General features: G+C 34.5%; 19 protein-coding genes. 14 read left to right on the forward strand and 5 right to left on the reverse strand.

The features are described from left to right. Position 1 precedes the first annotated feature (1 nt). Positions 2–1,561 (forward strand): NAD(P)/FAD-dependent oxidoreductase, encoded by a 1,560-nt coding sequence (locus tag UMM65_RS07605; RefSeq protein ID WP_321975899.1) that lies wholly within the window; start codon positions 2–4, stop codon positions 1,559–1,561. 131 nt (positions 1,562–1,692) lie between these two features. Here the strand turns inward: UMM65_RS07605 and UMM65_RS07610 are convergent, their stop codons facing one another. Both UMM65_RS07610 and UMM65_RS07615 read right to left on the reverse strand, forming a co-directional pair. Continuing rightward, on the reverse strand, positions 1,693–1,956 hold the full coding sequence (locus tag UMM65_RS07610; protein ID WP_321975900.1) for a hypothetical protein: 264 nt from the start codon (positions 1,954–1,956) through the stop codon (positions 1,693–1,695). A 92-nt stretch (positions 1,957–2,048) separates the two neighbouring features. After that, positions 2,049–3,224 carry a proline dehydrogenase family protein gene (locus tag UMM65_RS07615; RefSeq protein ID WP_321975901.1) on the reverse strand — a complete coding sequence of 392 codons (1,176 nt, stop codon included), beginning with the start codon at positions 3,222–3,224 and terminating at the stop codon, positions 2,049–2,051. Positions 3,225–3,310: 86 nt separating this feature from the next. Here UMM65_RS07615 and aroB point away from each other — a divergent pair, with 86 nt between their 5' ends. Next, entirely contained in the window at positions 3,311–4,381 is a 1,071-nt protein-coding gene (aroB, locus tag UMM65_RS07620; RefSeq protein WP_321975902.1) for a 3-dehydroquinate synthase, read from the forward strand. A 270-nt stretch (positions 4,382–4,651) separates the two neighbouring features. After that, positions 4,652–5,032 carry a RidA family protein gene (locus tag UMM65_RS07625; protein ID WP_321975903.1) on the forward strand — a complete coding sequence of 127 codons (381 nt, stop codon included), beginning with the start codon at positions 4,652–4,654 and terminating at the stop codon, positions 5,030–5,032. Here UMM65_RS07625 and UMM65_RS07630 read toward each other — a convergent pair. The 3 genes from UMM65_RS07630 to UMM65_RS07640 form a co-directional block, all read right to left on the reverse strand. Further along, the gene (locus tag UMM65_RS07630) at positions 5,025–5,387 is read right to left on the reverse strand and encodes a methylglyoxal synthase (protein WP_321975904.1); all 363 of its coding nucleotides are present in this window, start codon (positions 5,385–5,387) and stop codon (positions 5,025–5,027) included. The genes UMM65_RS07625 and UMM65_RS07630 overlap by 8 nt on opposite strands. A gap of 84 nt (positions 5,388–5,471) precedes the next feature. Next, positions 5,472–6,332, reverse strand: coding sequence for an N-acetylglucosamine kinase (locus UMM65_RS07635; protein WP_321975905.1), 861 nt, complete (start codon positions 6,330–6,332; stop codon positions 5,472–5,474). Positions 6,333–6,649: 317 nt separating this feature from the next. Next, entirely contained in the window at positions 6,650–9,187 is a 2,538-nt protein-coding gene (locus UMM65_RS07640) for a DUF559 domain-containing protein (protein ID WP_321975906.1), read from the reverse strand. Between the two features lie 93 nt (positions 9,188–9,280). Between UMM65_RS07640 and UMM65_RS07645 the strand changes: the two genes are divergently transcribed. The 11 genes from UMM65_RS07645 to UMM65_RS07695 all read left to right on the forward strand — a co-directional run bounded on the left by UMM65_RS07645 (position 9,281) and on the right by UMM65_RS07695 (position 18,280). Then, positions 9,281–9,730: a methyltransferase family protein gene (locus tag UMM65_RS07645; protein ID WP_321975907.1), complete on the forward strand. Its 450-nt coding sequence runs from the start codon at positions 9,281–9,283 to the stop codon at positions 9,728–9,730. Then, positions 9,727–10,491 (forward strand): TIGR02757 family protein, encoded by a 765-nt coding sequence (locus UMM65_RS07650; protein WP_321975988.1) that lies wholly within the window; start codon positions 9,727–9,729, stop codon positions 10,489–10,491. The genes UMM65_RS07645 and UMM65_RS07650 overlap by 4 nt, the downstream gene beginning before the upstream one ends. 64 nt (positions 10,492–10,555) lie before the next feature. Next, positions 10,556–11,761: an RsmB/NOP family class I SAM-dependent RNA methyltransferase gene (locus tag UMM65_RS07655; protein WP_321975908.1), complete on the forward strand. Its 1,206-nt coding sequence runs from the start codon at positions 10,556–10,558 to the stop codon at positions 11,759–11,761. A 116-nt stretch (positions 11,762–11,877) separates the two neighbouring features. Then, positions 11,878–12,480 (forward strand): hypothetical protein, encoded by a 603-nt coding sequence (locus UMM65_RS07660; protein ID WP_321975909.1) that lies wholly within the window; start codon positions 11,878–11,880, stop codon positions 12,478–12,480. A 20-nt stretch (positions 12,481–12,500) separates the two neighbouring features. After that, positions 12,501–13,358: a fructosamine kinase family protein gene (locus UMM65_RS07665; RefSeq protein ID WP_321975910.1), complete on the forward strand. Its 858-nt coding sequence runs from the start codon at positions 12,501–12,503 to the stop codon at positions 13,356–13,358. Positions 13,359–13,476: 118 nt separating this feature from the next. Next, the gene (locus UMM65_RS07670; RefSeq protein ID WP_321975911.1) at positions 13,477–13,812 is read left to right on the forward strand and encodes an arsenosugar biosynthesis-associated peroxidase-like protein; all 336 of its coding nucleotides are present in this window, start codon (positions 13,477–13,479) and stop codon (positions 13,810–13,812) included. A 10-nt stretch (positions 13,813–13,822) separates the two neighbouring features. Continuing rightward, entirely contained in the window at positions 13,823–14,878 is a 1,056-nt protein-coding gene (gene arsS / locus UMM65_RS07675) for an arsenosugar biosynthesis radical SAM (seleno)protein ArsS (protein ID WP_321975912.1), read from the forward strand. Between the two features lie 28 nt (positions 14,879–14,906). Further along, positions 14,907–15,539 carry a TIGR04282 family arsenosugar biosynthesis glycosyltransferase gene (locus UMM65_RS07680; protein WP_321975913.1) on the forward strand — a complete coding sequence of 211 codons (633 nt, stop codon included), beginning with the start codon at positions 14,907–14,909 and terminating at the stop codon, positions 15,537–15,539. Further along, complete coding sequence (locus UMM65_RS07685; RefSeq protein WP_321975914.1) at positions 15,529–16,341, forward strand: purine-nucleoside phosphorylase; 813 nt, start codon at positions 15,529–15,531, stop codon at positions 16,339–16,341. Before UMM65_RS07680 ends, UMM65_RS07685 begins: the two co-directional genes overlap by 11 nt. Continuing rightward, positions 16,341–17,309 (forward strand): arsenosugar biosynthesis arsenite methyltransferase ArsM, encoded by a 969-nt coding sequence (gene arsM, locus UMM65_RS07690; protein WP_321975915.1) that lies wholly within the window; start codon positions 16,341–16,343, stop codon positions 17,307–17,309. The genes UMM65_RS07685 and arsM overlap by 1 nt, the downstream gene beginning before the upstream one ends. Before the next feature lie 158 nt (positions 17,310–17,467). Next, on the forward strand, positions 17,468–18,280 hold the full coding sequence (locus UMM65_RS07695) for a hypothetical protein (RefSeq protein WP_321975916.1): 813 nt from the start codon (positions 17,468–17,470) through the stop codon (positions 18,278–18,280). Positions 18,281–18,297 lie beyond the last annotated feature (17 nt).

Raw genomic sequence — 18,297 nt, forward strand, 5'->3', positions numbered from 1 at the left:
TATGATAAAAGAAATTCAGCTCCGTATCACTTTAAAAGAAGCTAGTACAGAAGACATTCTAAAAGTTAAGGCTGCTGAACAATTATCGCTTTCTGTTAAAAACATTAACAGTGTCAAAGTTTTAAGAAAATCTATTGATGCTCGAAAACCCACTATAATCTTTAATTACAAGGTTGCTGTTTTTGTAAACGAACCCGCACCCGAAAATAAAGTAAAACAATTTATTTATAAAGATGTTTCCAATGCAAAACCCATTCATATTATCGGTTTTGGTCCTGCGGGCATGTTCGCTGCATTGCGTTGTTTAGAATTGGGTTATAAACCGATTGTGTTGGAACGTGGTAAAAAAGTGCAAGAAAGACGACGCGATTTAAAAGCTATCAATCAAGACCATTTAGTTAATGAAGATTCCAACTATTGCTTTGGTGAAGGTGGTGCGGGTACCTATTCCGATGGAAAATTATATACACGTAGTTTAAAACGAGGTAACGTAAGACGTATTTTCGAACACTTTGTTTTTCATGGTGCTACGGAACAGATTTTGATAGATGCCCATCCGCATATTGGCACCAACAAACTTCCTAAAATAGTAGAGAATATTAGAGAAACCATTATAAAGTATGGTGGAGAAATCCATTTTGAAAGTCGGGTTACCGATTTCGTAGTTAAAGACAATCAACTAAAAGCTATTCGTTTACAAAACGATATTGAAATGACTACGGAAGCGGTTATTTTGGCAACTGGACATTCCGCTAGGGATATTTATTATTTGTTGGATGAAAAGAAAATAGCCATCGAAGCAAAATCATTTGCTATGGGCGTTCGTGTTGAGCATCCTCAGCATATTATTGATTCAATTCAGTACCACTGCGAAGGGAAAAGAGATGAATTATTACCTGCTGCCCCTTATAGTTTGGTACATCAAGTAAAAGACCGTGGTGTGTATTCTTTTTGTATGTGTCCTGGTGGATTTATTGTTCCCGCAGCGACCGCAATGGGCGAAGTGGTTGTCAACGGTATGTCGCCTTCAAAACGGAATAACGAATTTGCGAATTCGGGCATTGTTGTGGAAATTGATATAAATAGAGATCTTTATAAGTACAATAATTTCGGAGAACTAAGAGGATTAGAATTCCAAAAAGATTTAGAAAAATTAGCGTTTAACGCAGGTGGAAAAACACAAACCGCTCCAGCACAACGCATGACCGACTTTGTTACTGGAAAATTATCAGCCGATTTGAATTCAACAAGTTATCAACCAGGGTTAAAATCTGCTCCGTTGCATTCTTTATTGCCCAAAATAATCGGAAGTCGACTTAGAGCAGGTTTTAAGGAATTTGGACAAAAAATGAGAGGCTATTATACTGAAGAAGCAAATGTTGTAGGTGTAGAGTCTAGAACCTCATCACCAATAAAAATTCCGAGAAATGAAAATTTAGAGCATCCACAAATCAAAGGGCTTTTTCCCTGCGGCGAAGGAGGTGGTTATGCCGGCGGTATTGTATCTGCGGCCATGGATGGGGAGCGATGTGTGGAGGCGGTTGTGAAGTTTTTTGGGTAAAGCATGGCAACGACAAGACACAAAAATCTTATTTTTAACTTAATCTTTTGTATTGTAACGAACGGTATGGATAAAATGTCTTGCAACGACTATGTTCGCTGGGCATAAATATTTCTCTCGTTGTAAGGTGTTTATTTATTAGTCCATTTTATTCCTTTGGCAGAAATTTCCAGAACCGAATAACGATTCAATTCCTTCCATGGAATTCTAGAATCATCATATTCTATTATTACATAATTTCTTCCACAAGTCTCCCATGAAGTACACGGGCATCTGTTGGGTTTTTCGCTCCAAGGAATTTCTGCTCTTCTTTTTAATTCATTTATAGCATCCTTGTAGGAATTAAATTTACCCATTTGAAGTTCAGCGTGCGATTCATCTTCTATTTGAAACATATTACTTCTTTAAATCCATTAGAACAAAACAATTAGATACGAGCAATGATTTCTGTCGTATTTAGTTACTAGTTATTCTTTCTTATACACTCTTACAACCTTCCCAATTTCTTTCTTCTTTTCCGCTCTTTTTTTAGCAAACTCAATTCCCTACTGGTTTGCCCAGCTACGGAAGTGTTTTCTTCTGCCCTTCGAATTAAATATGGCATTACGTCTCTAACTGCACCATAAGGCAAGTATTTGGAAACGTTATAACCTTCTTTTGCTAAATTGTAAGTAATATGGTCACTCATACCATAGAGTTGCCCAAACCAAATGGTTTTATTGTCTTTTGCAAGTCCTTTTTCCTTAGCCAATTCCATAACTTTTAAGGTACTTAATTCATTGTGTGTTCCGGCATATAATGATAAACCTTTACCCGTTAACATATAGTCAATACCCGCGTCATAATTTTGGTCCGTTGCTTGTTTATCAGCACAAATGGGTGATGGATATCCTTTTTCCTCCGCTCTTTCACGTTCTTTTTCCATATAAGCACCCCGCACCATTTTCATACCAATTTTATACCCTTTTTTTTGAGCTCTTTGGTGCAATTCCTTTAAATAATCTAACCGATCCCATCTATACATTTGCAACGTGTTATAGACAATTGCTTTTTCGGTATTGTATTTTTCCATCATGGTCTCAATCAATTTGTCGGCCGCATCTTGCAACCAGCTTTCTTCGGCATCAATTAATACACATACATCTTTGTCGTAAGCTGCTTTGCAAGCAGTATCAAAACGGTTCACTACATTGGTCCAATTTATTTTTTCTTGTGCGGTTAAATTGCCTCCTTCACTTACTTTTTGTAAAAGACTAGACCTTCCAAAACCTGTGGGTTTAAAAACAGCGAAAGGAATACTTGGCTTTTCTTTGGCAAAACTGATGTTCTGCAATGTTTTTTCTAAGGCCAGATCAAATTGGTTTTCTGCTTCTTGACCTTCAACCGAATAATCCAACACGGAATGTACATTGTATTCGTACATTTTATCGATTACGGGCAAACAATCTTCCTCTGTAATGCCACCGCAAAAATGGTCAAATACAGAAGCCCTAATCAACTGTTCTACTCGCAAATGGGCTTTTAAGGCAAAATTGGTAATTGCCGCACCTATTCTTACCAAAGGTTCACTTTTTATCATTTTAAATAAAAAGTAAGCACGCTCTAGCTCAGCATCTGATTTCAGAGCGAATGCAGTTTTAGTATCTTCAAATATTGTATTCATTCAGGTTGATTGTTTTGACAAATATAATAAGAAGACACCGATAGTAATTTAATTTTCAATAAATTCGCAAATATTTTTTATACGATATGACGCCAATTAAATCTACTGATTATTCTATTTATTTTAATGATGATGCTTATCAACAATTAAACGATTATATTTCTAATAATCAGTTAGATACAATTTTTGTGTTGGTAGACGAAAATACACAACAGCTTAGTCTACCAAAATTCAAATCCAAAATTTCGGAAAGTTTAACTATAGAAACTATCCTTATTAAAGCTGGTGAAGTCAACAAAAATATTGATACCTGTGTTAAAGTCTGGAAAAAATTAACTGAACTTGAAGCAGACCGAAAAAGCCTTATAATTAATCTTGGTGGTGGTATGGTTACCGATCTTGGTGGATTTGTCGCTTCTACCTTTAAAAGGGGAATAAAATTTATAAACATTCCCACTACCCTATTAAGTATGGTAGATGCTTCTGTAGGGAGCAAAACTGGGGTGGATTTAGATAACCTGAAAAATTTAGTGGGCTTGTTTTCAAATCCGGAAATGGTTTTGATAGATACTACCTATTTAGAAACTTTGCCTGAACGGGAATTGAAATCTGGCGTAGCAGAAATAATCAAATATGGATTGACTTTCGATCCAAAACTATTGGACGCTATATATCAAGATAAATGGAAAAATGTTGATGAATTAGCCGTTATTATCTCTAAATCCATACAAATTAAAAATAAAGTTGTTTTAGAGGATTATAAAGAAACAGGGTTACGAAAGGTGTTAAACTTTGGGCATACCGTTGGTCATGCCATAGAATCTTATTATTTAGAAAATCCAGATTTGGATAGCCTTTTGCACGGTGAAGCTATTGCCATAGGAATGGTTGTGGAAGCTTATATTTCGAGTCAACTACATAATTTCCCTGAAAAAGAATTAGAAAATCTAAAAAGATATGTTCTAAAAACTTATGGAAAAACCAACATAGACAAAAAGCACTTTTCTGCCATTTTAGATTTAATGAAGCATGATAAAAAGAACACAAAAGGTACAGTCCGATATATTTTATTAGAAGATTTGGGTAAATTTGTTATCGATGCAGTAGCAAGTAATGAAATGGTGGTTGAGGGGATGCAGTATTATGGTGCTAAATAGTATTAAGAATTAAGTACAAAGTATTAAGAATACTAATTTAATTTTTAAAACGCAATAGTTCCCCTCTTGAGAGGGGTTAGGGGTGTGTTTTTGATTGAAATCGAAGTTCAAACCAAAGGCAACAGAATTTATTTCAACATGCTACCTCCATTGATGAGATTGCCACAGGCATTTGATACATTTACTTTTCGATAGTGTTTCTAGAATACCTTCGCAATGACAATTGTATCAATGGTATAAACAGTGCTTATAAACTAAAACAATACTATTATGAAAAAAATAATAACAACTTCAAAAGCCCCGGCACCAATTGGGCCTTATAACCAAGCGGTAATGATAAATAACATGCTTTTTACCTCTGGTCAAGTGGCATTTAATCCTGAAAATGGTAAACTTATTTTAGACGACATCCAATCTGAAACGAAACAAGTTATGGAAAATCTAAAAGCGGTTTTAGCCGAAGCTGGATTGACTTTTGAAAACGTAGTTAAAACCTCTATTTTTATTGCCGACATGAACGACTTTACTAAAATAAACGAAACTTATGGCTCTTATTTTAATGATGAAACCGCTCCTGCAAGGGAAACAGTTCAAGTGGCTCGTTTGCCCAGAGATGTAAACGTTGAAATTTCTATGATAGCCGTTAAATAGAGCCAATTAATAAGTCCGCAGTAGCAGGATTTGTTGCCAACGGCACGTCATGTACATCACATAATCGCATTAACATCAATACATCTGGTTCATGCGGATGTTTTTCTAACGGGTCTCTAAAAAACAATACCATATTACATCTTCCCTCTGCTACTCTTGCCGCTATTTGGGCATCTCCTCCAAGAGGCCCGGAAAGTAACTTGCGGACTTCAAATCCCGCTTTTTCTACTTTTTCGCCTGTGGTTCCCGTTGATATAAAAGTAATTCCTTTATCTTCTAATATATCTCTATGTTCGTTTAAAAACTGAACCATTTCAGCTTTTTTTCCGTCATGAGCTATCAAAGCAATTTCCATATAGTTTTATATTATTTTATAACCCCAAAGTTAGGACTATAAAGAATCATGGCAATAAAAGCCAAAATTAAGAAAACGTTAAATCTAAACTATATTTTTAGCATGATAAGAAACCAAGCCTTCAATAGGTCTTCTTACAAAATTACCAACTCTAAAACCCATTTCTTGGGCAACTTCTTTAATTTGGTCTTGCCCATAATATGCAATGGAACCTGCAAAATGAACTGGTACTGTTTTTAACTCTTCTTTAAATTGAAAAATCATATTTTCAGCAAAAACACGAATGCCTTTTTTAATCAAATCAGTACTATAGGTCTGGTCTTTATTCAAAAATAAAAATTCTGCAAAAGTCGCTAAATATGCGTTAGGATTGGGTTGTTTGTATAAATTAAATTTTATAAAGTCCTCATCCATATTAAATTTCTCTGCCATTGAAACCCTTAAACTTTCGGGCATGTGCTTAAAAAAATAATCCCTTATCATTTGTTTGCCATAATAATTACCACTAGCATCGTCCATTAACATATAACCTAAAGATTTTACCCGTTGATGAACATTTTCACCATCGTAATAGGTGCAATTGGAACCCGTACCTAAGATACATACTACGGCAGGCTCGTTATTATCTATAGTAGAATAAATGGCAGCTAAGGTGTCTTCAGAAACCACTACCTCCGCTTTTGGAAATAACTTTTCTAACACTTGTGTCAATGCCTTGTTAGGATCGTCCGTGCCACAACCTGCTCCATAAAAATAAATATGTTCTATTTCCATTTTGTGCTGCATCAACCTTTCACTTTCCTGAATTCTGGCTATTAAATCGTCCGGTGATAATGTAGCTGGATTTAATCCTTTCGTTCTCACTTTTTCGAATAATTGTATTCCGTTATCGTCTATTGCAATCCAATCACACTTTGTAGAACCGCCATCAGTAATTATTGTCATAATACTCTAAATTTAAAGGGTAAAAGTAATCATCTAAGATAATAAAAAAGATAATAATGGTATAATATTTTAGACTGTTAATATTATGGTTCATAACTAATTTTAAAAACTGGAAGATAATAGACAGTAAATCATACTTTTGATATGTAGTAAAGTGATTATTTTATAACAACTCCTTTTTTCCCTTTAAAGTCCTAATTTGAGAATTTTGGGACTTTTTTTTATTAACTACATTGAAGTTAATTGTTGATGAGTTTGTTCGTTTAAATAAGACGCTAATTAATACTAAGAAAATTCTAAACTCATAAACTCAACAACTAACTAATATTAGCCCAAATGGCTTTATTCCTGGTTATTTCTTGATAAGCTCTTTTTAATTGTTTATGATTTTCACTGACCAAATTTGGATCTTTTTTTAAGATTTGAAAAGCCATTTCCCTAGCTCTTTTTAAAATAGTTGCATCTTTAACAATATCTGCAATTCTTAAGTTTAATACACCACTTTGCTGCGTGCCCATTAAATCACCTGGACCACGAAGTTTTAAATCAACTTCGGCAATTTCAAATCCGTCATTGGTTTCTACCATGGTTTCCAATCTTATTTTAGCATCACTAGTTAATTTAAAACTTGTCATTAAGATACAAAAACTTTGTTCTGCCCCTCTACCAACTCTTCCACGTAACTGATGCAATTGCGAAAGTCCAAACCTCTCAGCACTTTCTATAACCATAACACTCGCATTAGGGATATTTACACCAACCTCTATAACCGTAGTTGCCACCATAATCTGCGTTTCTCCTTTTATAAATCGTTCCATTTCATAGTCTTTATCGGCCGATTTCATTTGTCCATGAACGATACTGATCTGATATTTAGGTTTAGGAAATTCTCGTGTAATACTTTCATAACCGTCCATTAAGTCTTTAAAATCGAGCTTTTGCGATTCTTGTATTAACGGATAAACGACATAAATCTGCCTCCCTTTTGCAATTTCTTCTTTCATAAATTTAAAAACGCCCAATCGATTACTATCGTAGCGATGTGCCGTAATAATTTGTTTTCTTCCAGGTGGCATTTCATCGATTACGGAAATATCCAAATCGCCATAAACACTCATCGCCAATGTTCGAGGGATTGGTGTTGCAGTCATTACAAGGATGTGAGGAGGAAAAGCCCCTCCAACTTCCCCAAAGGGAAGGCTTTCCAATTGTTGCGAAATTTTATTGATGACTTCATCTATATTACCAATTACTTCTTGATTTGTAAATCGTATTACTTTATAACCTAATTCATTTAATATTTGAGTTCTCATTTCATCAGCTTCTTTTTGCTCAGCTGTATTATGATAACCATCATCAATCTCTATAATTAATTTCTTAGAAATACATATAAAATCAACAATAAACATATCTATGATATGTTGCCTTCGAAATTTAGTACCCAACTTCTTTGTCTTTAAATATTCCCACAATATCTGTTCTGCTTGTGTAGTTTGCTTTTTCCGTTCTTTTTGAAGTTCTTTTAACAACTTATAGGTCGAAGGTTGAGCCGTTTCATACTTTCGCAGAATTTCAGCTCCCCTCCCTTCGGGAGGGGCTGGGGGTGGGCTCTTCATCCACATTTTTGCTCGTTGTGCTACACCAAATCGGTGCTGTTCATCAATAATGGCTAGTCCTAGATTTTGAAATTGTACTTTATCTTCAAACAAAGCATGAGTGCCGATTAAAATATGCAATGAACCGTCTTCTAAGGCTTCATGAATTATGCGGCGTTCTTTTGTTTTTGTAGAACCCGTAAGGAGTTTTATTTGAATATCCATATCAGATAACAACTCAGAAATAGCATTAAAATGTTGATTTGCTAAAATTTCCGTAGGTGCGATTAACGCGGTTTGAAATCCGTTATCCAAGGCTATTAAAATTGTTAATAGAGCCACAATGGTTTTTCCTGAACCTACATCGCCTTGCAATAACCGATTCATTTGAGCACCCGTACCCATATCTTTTCGCAATTCCTTAACTACTCTTTTTTGAGCGTTAGTGAGTTCAAAAGGTAAATACTTTTCATAAAAAGTATTAAAATGATTACCTACGGTATCAAATACAAAACCTTTTATCTGGGTTTTGTGAATCATATTTTTCCGAATCAATTGTAATTGGATAAAAAATAACTCTTCAAATTTTAACCGCTGTTGGGCTTTGGTTAATAATTGTTGGTTTTTAGGAAAATGTATATTAAATAATGCCTCACTTTTAGACAATAGTTTCAATTGATTGATAATATCATCCGACAAGGTTTCCTGAAATCTATTTCCTACTTCAAGAAATAAATTTTGCATCATTTTCGCCACTACCCTATTGGTCACACCTTTTTTGGATAATAGTTCAGTGGATGGATAAACGGGTTGCATAGCCGTTTGTAGGCTTTTTTTATAATCTGTCACTAGTTCCAGTTCTGGATGTGGCATATTAAACATACCATTAAACCAATTCACTTTTCCAAAAGCTACATAAGGTGTATTTATTTTTAGAGATTCCTTGATCCATTTAACACCTCTAAACCATACCAATTCCATAGAGCCTGTTTCATCGGTAAAAGTGGCAACCAGGCGACTTCCCCTCTTTTGTTGTATCGTTTTTATATGGGTTATTTTACCGACTACTTGGACCTCCGCCGAGTTTTGCAACAAGCCTTTGATCTTAAAAAACTGGGTGCGGTCAATGTATCTGTTCGGAAAAAAGTGCAATAAATCTGCCAAAGTTTTAATTCCTAGCTCCTTTCGGAGCAAATCTGCACGAGCCGAACCTACGCCTTTAAGGTATTCAATAGAAGTATGTAATTTAGTAAAAGACAAAAATTAGTTTTGACAACGAAGATAGTGATTTGGATAGTTTTATACTAAATTTGAATTTCTATACTTGAAGCAAAAATTTTTACTTGGATGATTATGAAACTAAAAATTCCACCTGCTCTACAATTTTTATTATTTGCATTAATAATGTATGGAATTACCAGATTATCGGGTAATCATTTTGTATTTGAATTTCAAAATATTATAGTTTGGGTTTTTATTATTTTGGGTTTGTCCATTGGATTAACTGCTGTATTTTCATTTAGAAAAGCTAAAACTTCCGTTGACCCACTCCATCCGTCAAAAGCCTCTCAACTAGTGACTTCTGGACTGTATCGATACACAAGAAACCCGATGTATTTGGCAATGCTATTTGGGCTGATTGCTATATTTTTCAAATTTGGAAATTATTATAATATTGCAATTGTGATGCTTTTTATTTGGTATATTACAACATATCAAATTAAACCTGAAGAGAAAGTTTTGATAGAAATTTTTGGTGATGATTTTACTAATTATTGCAAAAAAACCCGAAGATGGATATGACCCAACCCGAGCTTAAAGAATTTTTGGATGCTAAAGTTATTCAATACAACAATCCCAAATTTATTGAGTCTGACCCGATTCAAATTCCACATCGTTTTTCAAAGAAAGAAGATGTTGAAATTTCTGGGTTTTTAACTGCCACCATTGCTTGGGGAAACCGAAAAATGATAATTAACAATGCCCATAAAATGATGGAATTGTTAGATAATAGTCCTTATGATTTTATTGTAAATCACAATCCGAAAGATTTAAAATCCTTAGAAAATTTTGTCCACAGAACTTTTAACGGAAATGATTTTAGCTACTTTATAAAAGCACTGCAACATATTTACCGCAATCACGGCGGATTGGAATCTGTATTTTCAACTCATATGCAAAACAACTCAACACAAAATGCAATTCACCAATTAAAAAAAATGTTTTTTGAACTCGATCATTTACCAAGAACCCAAAAACACATTTCCGACCCCTTAAAAGGTTCTGCCGCCAAACGGATCAATATGTTTTTACGTTGGATGGTGAGAAAAGATAACGCCGGTGTAGATTTCGGAATCTGGCAAACATTGCCCTCTTCAAGTCTTTCCTGTCCTTTGGATGTGCATTCTGGTAATGTGGCTAGGAAATTAGGCTTGTTATCACGTAAACAAAATGATGCCAAAGCCTTGGCGGAATTAGATAGCAGTTTACGCCAGTTAGACCCGAACGATCCTGTAAAATATGATTTTGCCTTGTTTGGTTTGGGCGTTTTTGAAAAGTTTTAGTTCTCGACTCCGCTCGAATTGACAGTATTATTGGTTACATTTGCATCCTCAAATTAAATCTTAAATGCGTTTACACAGAAATTTAGTATTAGCAGTAATTGACTCGCTTAATTATATTTATAATGACGGTTTATATGCCGACAAAGTGGTTGAAAAAACCTTAAAAAGAGATACCCGTTGGGGATCAAGAGATAGAGCTTTTATAGCAGAAACGGTTTATGATTGCGTCCGTTGGAAAAGATTATACAATGAGATTGCAGGAACAAAAAACCATTTTACACAAGAAAATCTGTGGAAAATATTTACGGTTTGGGCCACATTAAAAGGTATTACGTTACCAGATTGGAAGCAATTTGAAGGCACTCCTACGCGACGTTTTAAAGGTAAGTTTGATGAATTTCAAAACAATCGTGCCATTCGTGAATCTATTCCAGATTGGTTGGATGAATTAGGGGTAAAAGAATTGGGCAAGCAATGGGACAAAGAAATTAAAGCGTTGAACCAACAGGCCAGTGTTGTTTTAAGAGCCAACACCTTAAAAACGACCAAAGAAAAACTGTATAAAATTTTATTGGAAGAAGAAATAGGTTCTGAATTTATAGAAGGTTATCCTGATGCCTTAAAATTGATAGAACGCAAAAATGTCTTCAGAACGGACGTCTTTAAAAAAGGCTTTTTTGAAGTGCAAGATGCTTCGTCACAATTAGTAGCAGAATATTTAGACGTAAAACCCGGTATGCGTGTTATAGATGCTTGTGCAGGAGCAGGAGGAAAAACCTTGCATTTGGCAGCTTTAATGGAAAACAAAGGGCAGATCATTGCATTGGATATTTATGCCAACAAACTTAAGGAATTAAAACGCAGGGCAAAACGTGCTGGAGCTCACAACATAGAACCTCGTCACATTGACACCACCAAAGTCATTAAAAAATTATATAACCAAGCGGATAGGGTTTTAATAGATGCCCCTTGCAGCGGTTTAGGTGTATTAAAAAGAAACCCTGATGCAAAATGGAAATTACAACCTGAATTTATTGAGAATATTAAAAAAACACAAGCGGAAATTCTTGAAACCTATGCCAAATTCTTAAAAGTTGGCGGAAAAATGGTGTATGCAACATGTTCTATATTACCCTCGGAAAATGAAAAACAGGTACAAGCATTTTTAAAAACTCATGAGAATTTTAATTTAATAAAAGAGAAAAAGGTTTCACCTGCCAAATCAGGTTTTGACGGATTTTATATGGCACTCTTAGAAAGAATGGTTTAATTTCACTGTTATTTAAGTTATAATCGTATTTCTTTATTTATCAATTCCGTACAATTAACCTCATCTTGGTACGTTTTATGTTATAGCTATTGAAAAATCAATAAATATACCCTATTATGCTCTTACAAAAATCCACATTTACATTTGTAATATTGCTAGTTTTTATGCTACCGGTTACATTGGTCTCAGCACAAACCGACAGTATTCCAAAAGAAGATTATAACATTTCAATCGGGAAATCCATTCATAATAAAAAACTATGGTCGCAACCTTATCGCTATGAAGATAAGGTATTACAAACCCTTAGTGTTCAAGTAAATATTGAAAAATTGCATCGTAAAGCAGATGAACTAGATTTTAATCTTTTTGCATTGACCGATGAGGAAAAAAAATGGAGAATTAGACCTGTTGCCATCTATTATTACAGAACGGACAGAAAAATTTATTTAAAATCAAAAGCGGATAATAGGAATTATGAAGATTTTGAAAAATATCAATTAGACGGCTATACCGACTTTGAGGCCAAAACTTACAAAACGAATACATTGGGCATTAAAAAGAAAAGAAAAGAGAAACCTACGGTACAATCTTTAGACAAAATGAAAATCAGCGGCTCAAAAATTACCTATTATTTAGATTTTCCGGTCAGACCTGTTTTTGATTATGGAAAAGTTTATTTTAAAGATAAAATTATTGGTTATACCGGCGTTAAGCACTAAGTTATTTTTAAATTTGATAAATGGAATCGTTTATCAATTTTCTTTCAAATAAATTAGGAATTACTTTTCTAAAACACACACCTACTTCTGGTGGCGATATTTCGCAAGCCTTTATAATCAGTGCGGAAAAGCAAGAATATTTTCTTAAAATAAATTCCAATTTCGATGCTTTAGCAATGTTTAAAGCAGAGCAAGTTGGTCTGGATTTTATTGCCCAGACCCAAACTATAAAAACCCCAAAAATAATTGATTGTGGAAAGTTTGAGGCATCTGCATATTTGCTGTTAGAATATATTCCCTCAAAACTACCAACGGATAAAGATTTTGAAAAACTTGGTCGTCAATTGGCGAGCTTACATCTTAAATCTCAAGATAAATTTGGTTTAGGTTCAAACAACTTTATTGGAAGCCTCCCTCAATCGAATCAGAAACATAAGGATTGGATAATATTTTACGCAAAAGAAAGATTGCTGCCTCAATTTGAACTGGCAGTAAAGAACAACTTATTAGGCGATAATGAAATTCCTCAAGAGTTACAAATTATGGAAACTTTGTATAGGTTTTTCGGAAAAGTAAAACCTGCATTATTGCACGGCGATCTCTGGTCGGGCAATTATTTGATAGCAACTGATGGAGAGCCTTACTTAATTGACCCTGCCGTTTATTATGGGCATAACGAAGTTGATATTGCTATGACCAAACAATTTGGTGGCTTCCCTCCTGCTTTTTATAAAGCTTACCACGAAGTTATTCCAAAAACCAAACACTACGAAAATTGTATGAAACTTTACCAATTGTATTATTTATTAGTGCATTTAAATCTATTTGGAAGTTCATATTATAATTCCGTAAAACAAATAGTAAAAAATTATTTTTAAAAATCGTTTGCCCAAGCACCTAAAAAATCTTAAACTGAAAAATAGATTTTTTTTATTGTAATGTTTATTCCGTTTTTCGTACTAAGTTTATAAGCTTAAAATAGAAACTATAAAATTTATGTCGAAAACATATTATGATCCCGCTGATTTAAGAAAATTTGGTAACATAACCGAATGGAACGAAGAACTCGGAAATAAGTTTTTTGAGTATTACGGAAAAGTTTTTGAAGAAGGTGCTTTGTCTGCTAGAGAGAAATCATTAATAGCCTTAGCAGTTGCCCACACCGAACAATGTCCATATTGCATTGATGCTTATACTAAAGATGGTTTAGAGCGGGGCATTACCAAAGGCGAAATGATGGAAGCTATTCATGTAGGGGCAGCTATTAAAAGTGGAGCTACTTTGGTACATGGGGTTCAAATGATGAATAAAGTTAATAAATTAGATTTATAACCACCTTTACATGTTAAAGAAAACACTTAAAGCTAGAAATAGTGAACTAGCAAATATAAAACGCCAATTAAAATTCTTGTCCAATGGTATTTTTGCCAATGGAAATTTACCCACTTTCGCCGATAAAATAAACGAGACCGATCAATTTCCGCTCGTTCCAAAAACATTGGAAATCTTGCAACTTAACTTAGGGTATATGTGCAACCAAGTGTGTTCACATTGCCATGTGGATGCCGGACCCGACAGAAAAGAAATTATGACCAAAGAAACCATGTTACAATGTTTAGAGGTTATAAAAAAAACAAAAGCACATACGTTGGATTTAACCGGTGGTGCCCCGGAAATGAATCCTAATTTTAGATGGTTTGTTGAAGAAGCAGCCAAAATTGGTATTAAAGATTTTATAGTGCGTTCAAACCTAACTATTATAAGGGCCAATAAAAAGTACTATGATCTACCTCAGTTTTTCAAAAAGCACAATGTACATCTTATTTCGTCATTACCTCATTACACCAAAGGTAAAACCGATAAACAAAGAGGTAAAGGTGTTTTTAATAAATCTATTGAAGCCCTGCAATCATTAAACGATGTTGGGTACGGAATTAAAGATAGTTCTTTTCGATTAGATTTGGTCTATAATCCTTCTGGGGCGTTTTTGCCCGGTAATCAGATGGCATTGGAAAATGATTTCAAAAAAGCATTGTTAGATGATTTTGGTATTTCTTTTCATAATCTGTTTACCATTACCAATTTACCCATTAGTAGGTTTTTAGATTATCTGATTGCTACCGATAATTATGAAGATTATATGTACGAACTGGTAAATGCCTACAATCCCGAAGCTGTAAAAAATGTAATGTGCACCAACACCATTTCGGTAAGTTGGGACGGGTGGTTATACGATTGTGATTTTAATCAAATGCTGAACTTAAAAGTAGATAGCAAAGTGCAGCACATTTCAGAATATAACGAGGAGCTGCTCAATAATAGAAAAATAATTATCTCTCAACATTGCTACGGTTGTACCGCTGGTGCAGGAAGTAGTTGTCAGGGAGTGGTTACCTAAATCTAATACGTTTGTTTAAATGAAAGATATGACAAAAAAGCTTATCATCATATTTGTAAAAAATATTAGGTTAGGTAAAGTAAAAACACGGTTGGCCAAAGAAATTGGCAACCAAACCGCTTTTGATGTTTATAATGAACTGGTAAAAATAACCGAAACGGCTACAAAAAACATAGCTATAGATAAACGCATTTACTTTTCTGATACCATAGTAAATACAAAATGGAATAATACATCTAAAAAAGTGCAAAAAGGTATCGATCTGGGAGAGCGGATGAAAAATGCCTTTATAGACGGTTTTAATGAGGGCTACAATCATATTGTTTTAATTGGCTCCGATTTGCCGGACATAGATTCAACACATATTTTAAAAGGGTTAGATGCTTTAAAAACAAATGAAGTTGTTTTTGGCCCGGCCGTAGATGGTGGTTATTATTTAGTGGGGCTGTCAAAACTTCATGAAACTATTTTTGATGATAAACCTTGGAGCCAATCTCACTTATTAACCGAAACATGCCAAGAACTTAATAATGATAAAATAGCATATAGCTTACTTGAACCTTTAAATGATATTGATACCATTGACGATTTGCTAGCTTCTGATTTTTACAAAAACAATAGCAAGTTCCAACAAAAAATTCAACAATTAAATGATCGATAAGATAAAAGAATCTGTAAATTACTTAAAAAAGATCGGTTTCAAAGATGCGGAAACGGGTATTGTTTTGGGTACCGGACTTGGCCAGTTGATAAATGAAATTACGGTTATCAACGAGGTAAATTATGAAGACATTCCCAATTTTCCGACCTCTACGGTTGAATTCCATAAGGGCAAATTAGTTTACGGCACGTTGGAAAATAAGCCCGTAATTGTAATGCAGGGCCGTTTTCATATGTACGAGGGATACTCGTTACAAGAAATAACCTACCCAGTTCGTATACTAGAAAAACTGGGAATTAAAGTTTTATTGATTTCCAATGCTGCTGGGGCAATTAACATAAACTTTAAAAAAGGCGAGTTAATGCTCATAGAAGATCATATTAATTTACAGGGCAGTTCCCCATTGGCTTTTAAAGGGGTTGAAAAATTAGGTACCCGCTTTACGGATATGAGCATGCCTTATGATAAAACCATTAATCTGGCTTTTGAAAAAATAGCGAAAACAAATAAAGTACAACTCCACAAAGGAGTTTATGCAAGTGTAACAGGACCGCAATTGGAAACAAAAGCAGAATATAAAATGCTCAAAATACTTGGTGCCGATGCTGTGGGGATGAGTACCGTACCCGAAGTTATCGTTGCCAACCATTTAGACTTAAAAGTGGCGGCTATTTCGGTATTGACAGACGAATGCGACCCTAAGAGCCTTAAACCCGTTGATATTAACGAAATTATAGCTATGGCTTCCAAGGCTGAACCTAACATGATTATTCTATTTAAAGAATTGATAAAAACCATATAATGAGCTATTTAGAAACCACTCATAACGTATATAAAGAGGCGGCTTTAACGCCCGATATTGGTTTGTGCTGCACCACAAACCCTATTTGGGAGTTGCCCGGGCTTAAAATACCTAAAATTATGCAAGAAATGAACTATGGCTGCGGCAGTACAGTTCATTTTAGAGACCTGACCAATAACCCTAAAATATTATATGTTGGTGTTGGCGGCGGTATGGAATTACTTCAGTTTTCCTATTTCAATAGGCAAAAGGACGGGGTAATCGGTTTAGATGTAGTTGACGAAATGTTAGAAGCCACTCGAAAAAACTTTAGTGAAGCCGAAGCTCAAAACGATTGGTTTAAAAGTGAATTTGTTGATTTGAGAAAAGGGGATGCCCTTAACCTTCCAGTAGAAAGCAACAGCATTGATGTTGCTGCACAAAACTGCTTATTTAATATTTTTAAAGAAGATGATCTAAAAAAGGCCATTGCAGAAATGTATCGTGTTTTAAAACCTCATGGAAGATTGGTAATGAGCGACCCAACTTGTGAACAACCTATGAATGAAGGGCTTCGCAACGATGAACGACTTAGGGCCCTGTGCCTAAGTGGTAGTTTACCCATAAAAAAATATGTGAAAATGTTGACCGATGCAGGTTTTGGTACCATTGAAATAAGAGCGAGAAAACCGTATCGGATTCTAGACCCAAAAAATTACCCTACCGATGAGCTGATTTATATTGAATCTATTGAAGTAGCCGCAATAAAAGACTCTATGCCAAGTGATGGCCCTTGTATTTTCACGGGCAAGGCAGCAATTTATTACGGTGATGAAGATTTTTTTGATGATGAAGCCGGCCATGTGCTGGTAAAAAATCAACCTTTGGCAATTTGTGATAAAACCGCAAACGCCCTTAAATCTCTAAATAAAGAGAATATTTATATTTCAGAATCTACTTTCCACTATGATGGTGGGGGGTGTTGTTAAACTTTTAAAAAAAATAAGATGAAACGAGCATTAATAAATTTTAGACATTTTTTCACAAAAGATAATGTCTAAAATTTTTAATGCGAGAGCGTAGCGGTTGCATACGTTCTCATTTTTATAATTAATTTATTATCAAATAATTACTAAAATTTAAACGTATGAAAAAAATTATAGCAATAGTATTAGTTTGTTTGGGTATCCAATTTTTAAATGCTCAAAGTCCTTGGACACGAAATTCCGGAAAAACGTACCTACAACTCGGGTTTACCGGATTGTCTTATGATGCGGTGCAAGTTAATAATAAAAGAGTAGAAAATTTTGATAAGATTAACGATATAACCCTACAACTTTACGCAGAATACGGTATAACGAACAATTTGGAAGCACAGTTAATCATTCCTTATAAAATTGCCGATATTAAAACACCCAATGAATCAGAAAGTATTTCGGGTGTTGGTAATGTTTCTTTAGGTTTAAAATATAAATTGTTGGATAAAAATTGGAAAATAAGTTCGGGTATTCTGTTTTCTGCCAACTCCATAAAAATTGATGAGAATAAAGAATTATCTACAGGTTTTAATTCCTCTACTCTGCTTCCGTACATAACGGCGGGTTCCAGTTACAATAAGTGGTATTATTTTGCAACCATAGGTTATGGCTATATGACCAATGATTATTCGGACTTTTTTAAAGCTGGTTTGGAAGTGGGTTACAACATAATACCAAACGGACATATAAGCTTGGTTTTGGACACCAAAAATGTAGTATCAAAAGAATCTGCTTTTACTGATGATGAATCGCAATGGTTTTCCCATTTGGATAGGCAACAGTACAATGCCTATGGCGTAAAAGCAAATTATGAATTTACCAAAGATAAATTTGGGGCAAATTTTTCGTTTTTTGGAGCGTCTAATATTAATAATGCTCCGTTAGCACCCACTTTTAATGTGGGTATCTATTCCAAATTTTAAAGATTTAAATATATCAT

This window comes from Aureibaculum koreense (assembly GCF_034296135.1).
GTDB lineage: Bacteria > Bacteroidota > Bacteroidia > Flavobacteriales > Flavobacteriaceae > Aureibaculum.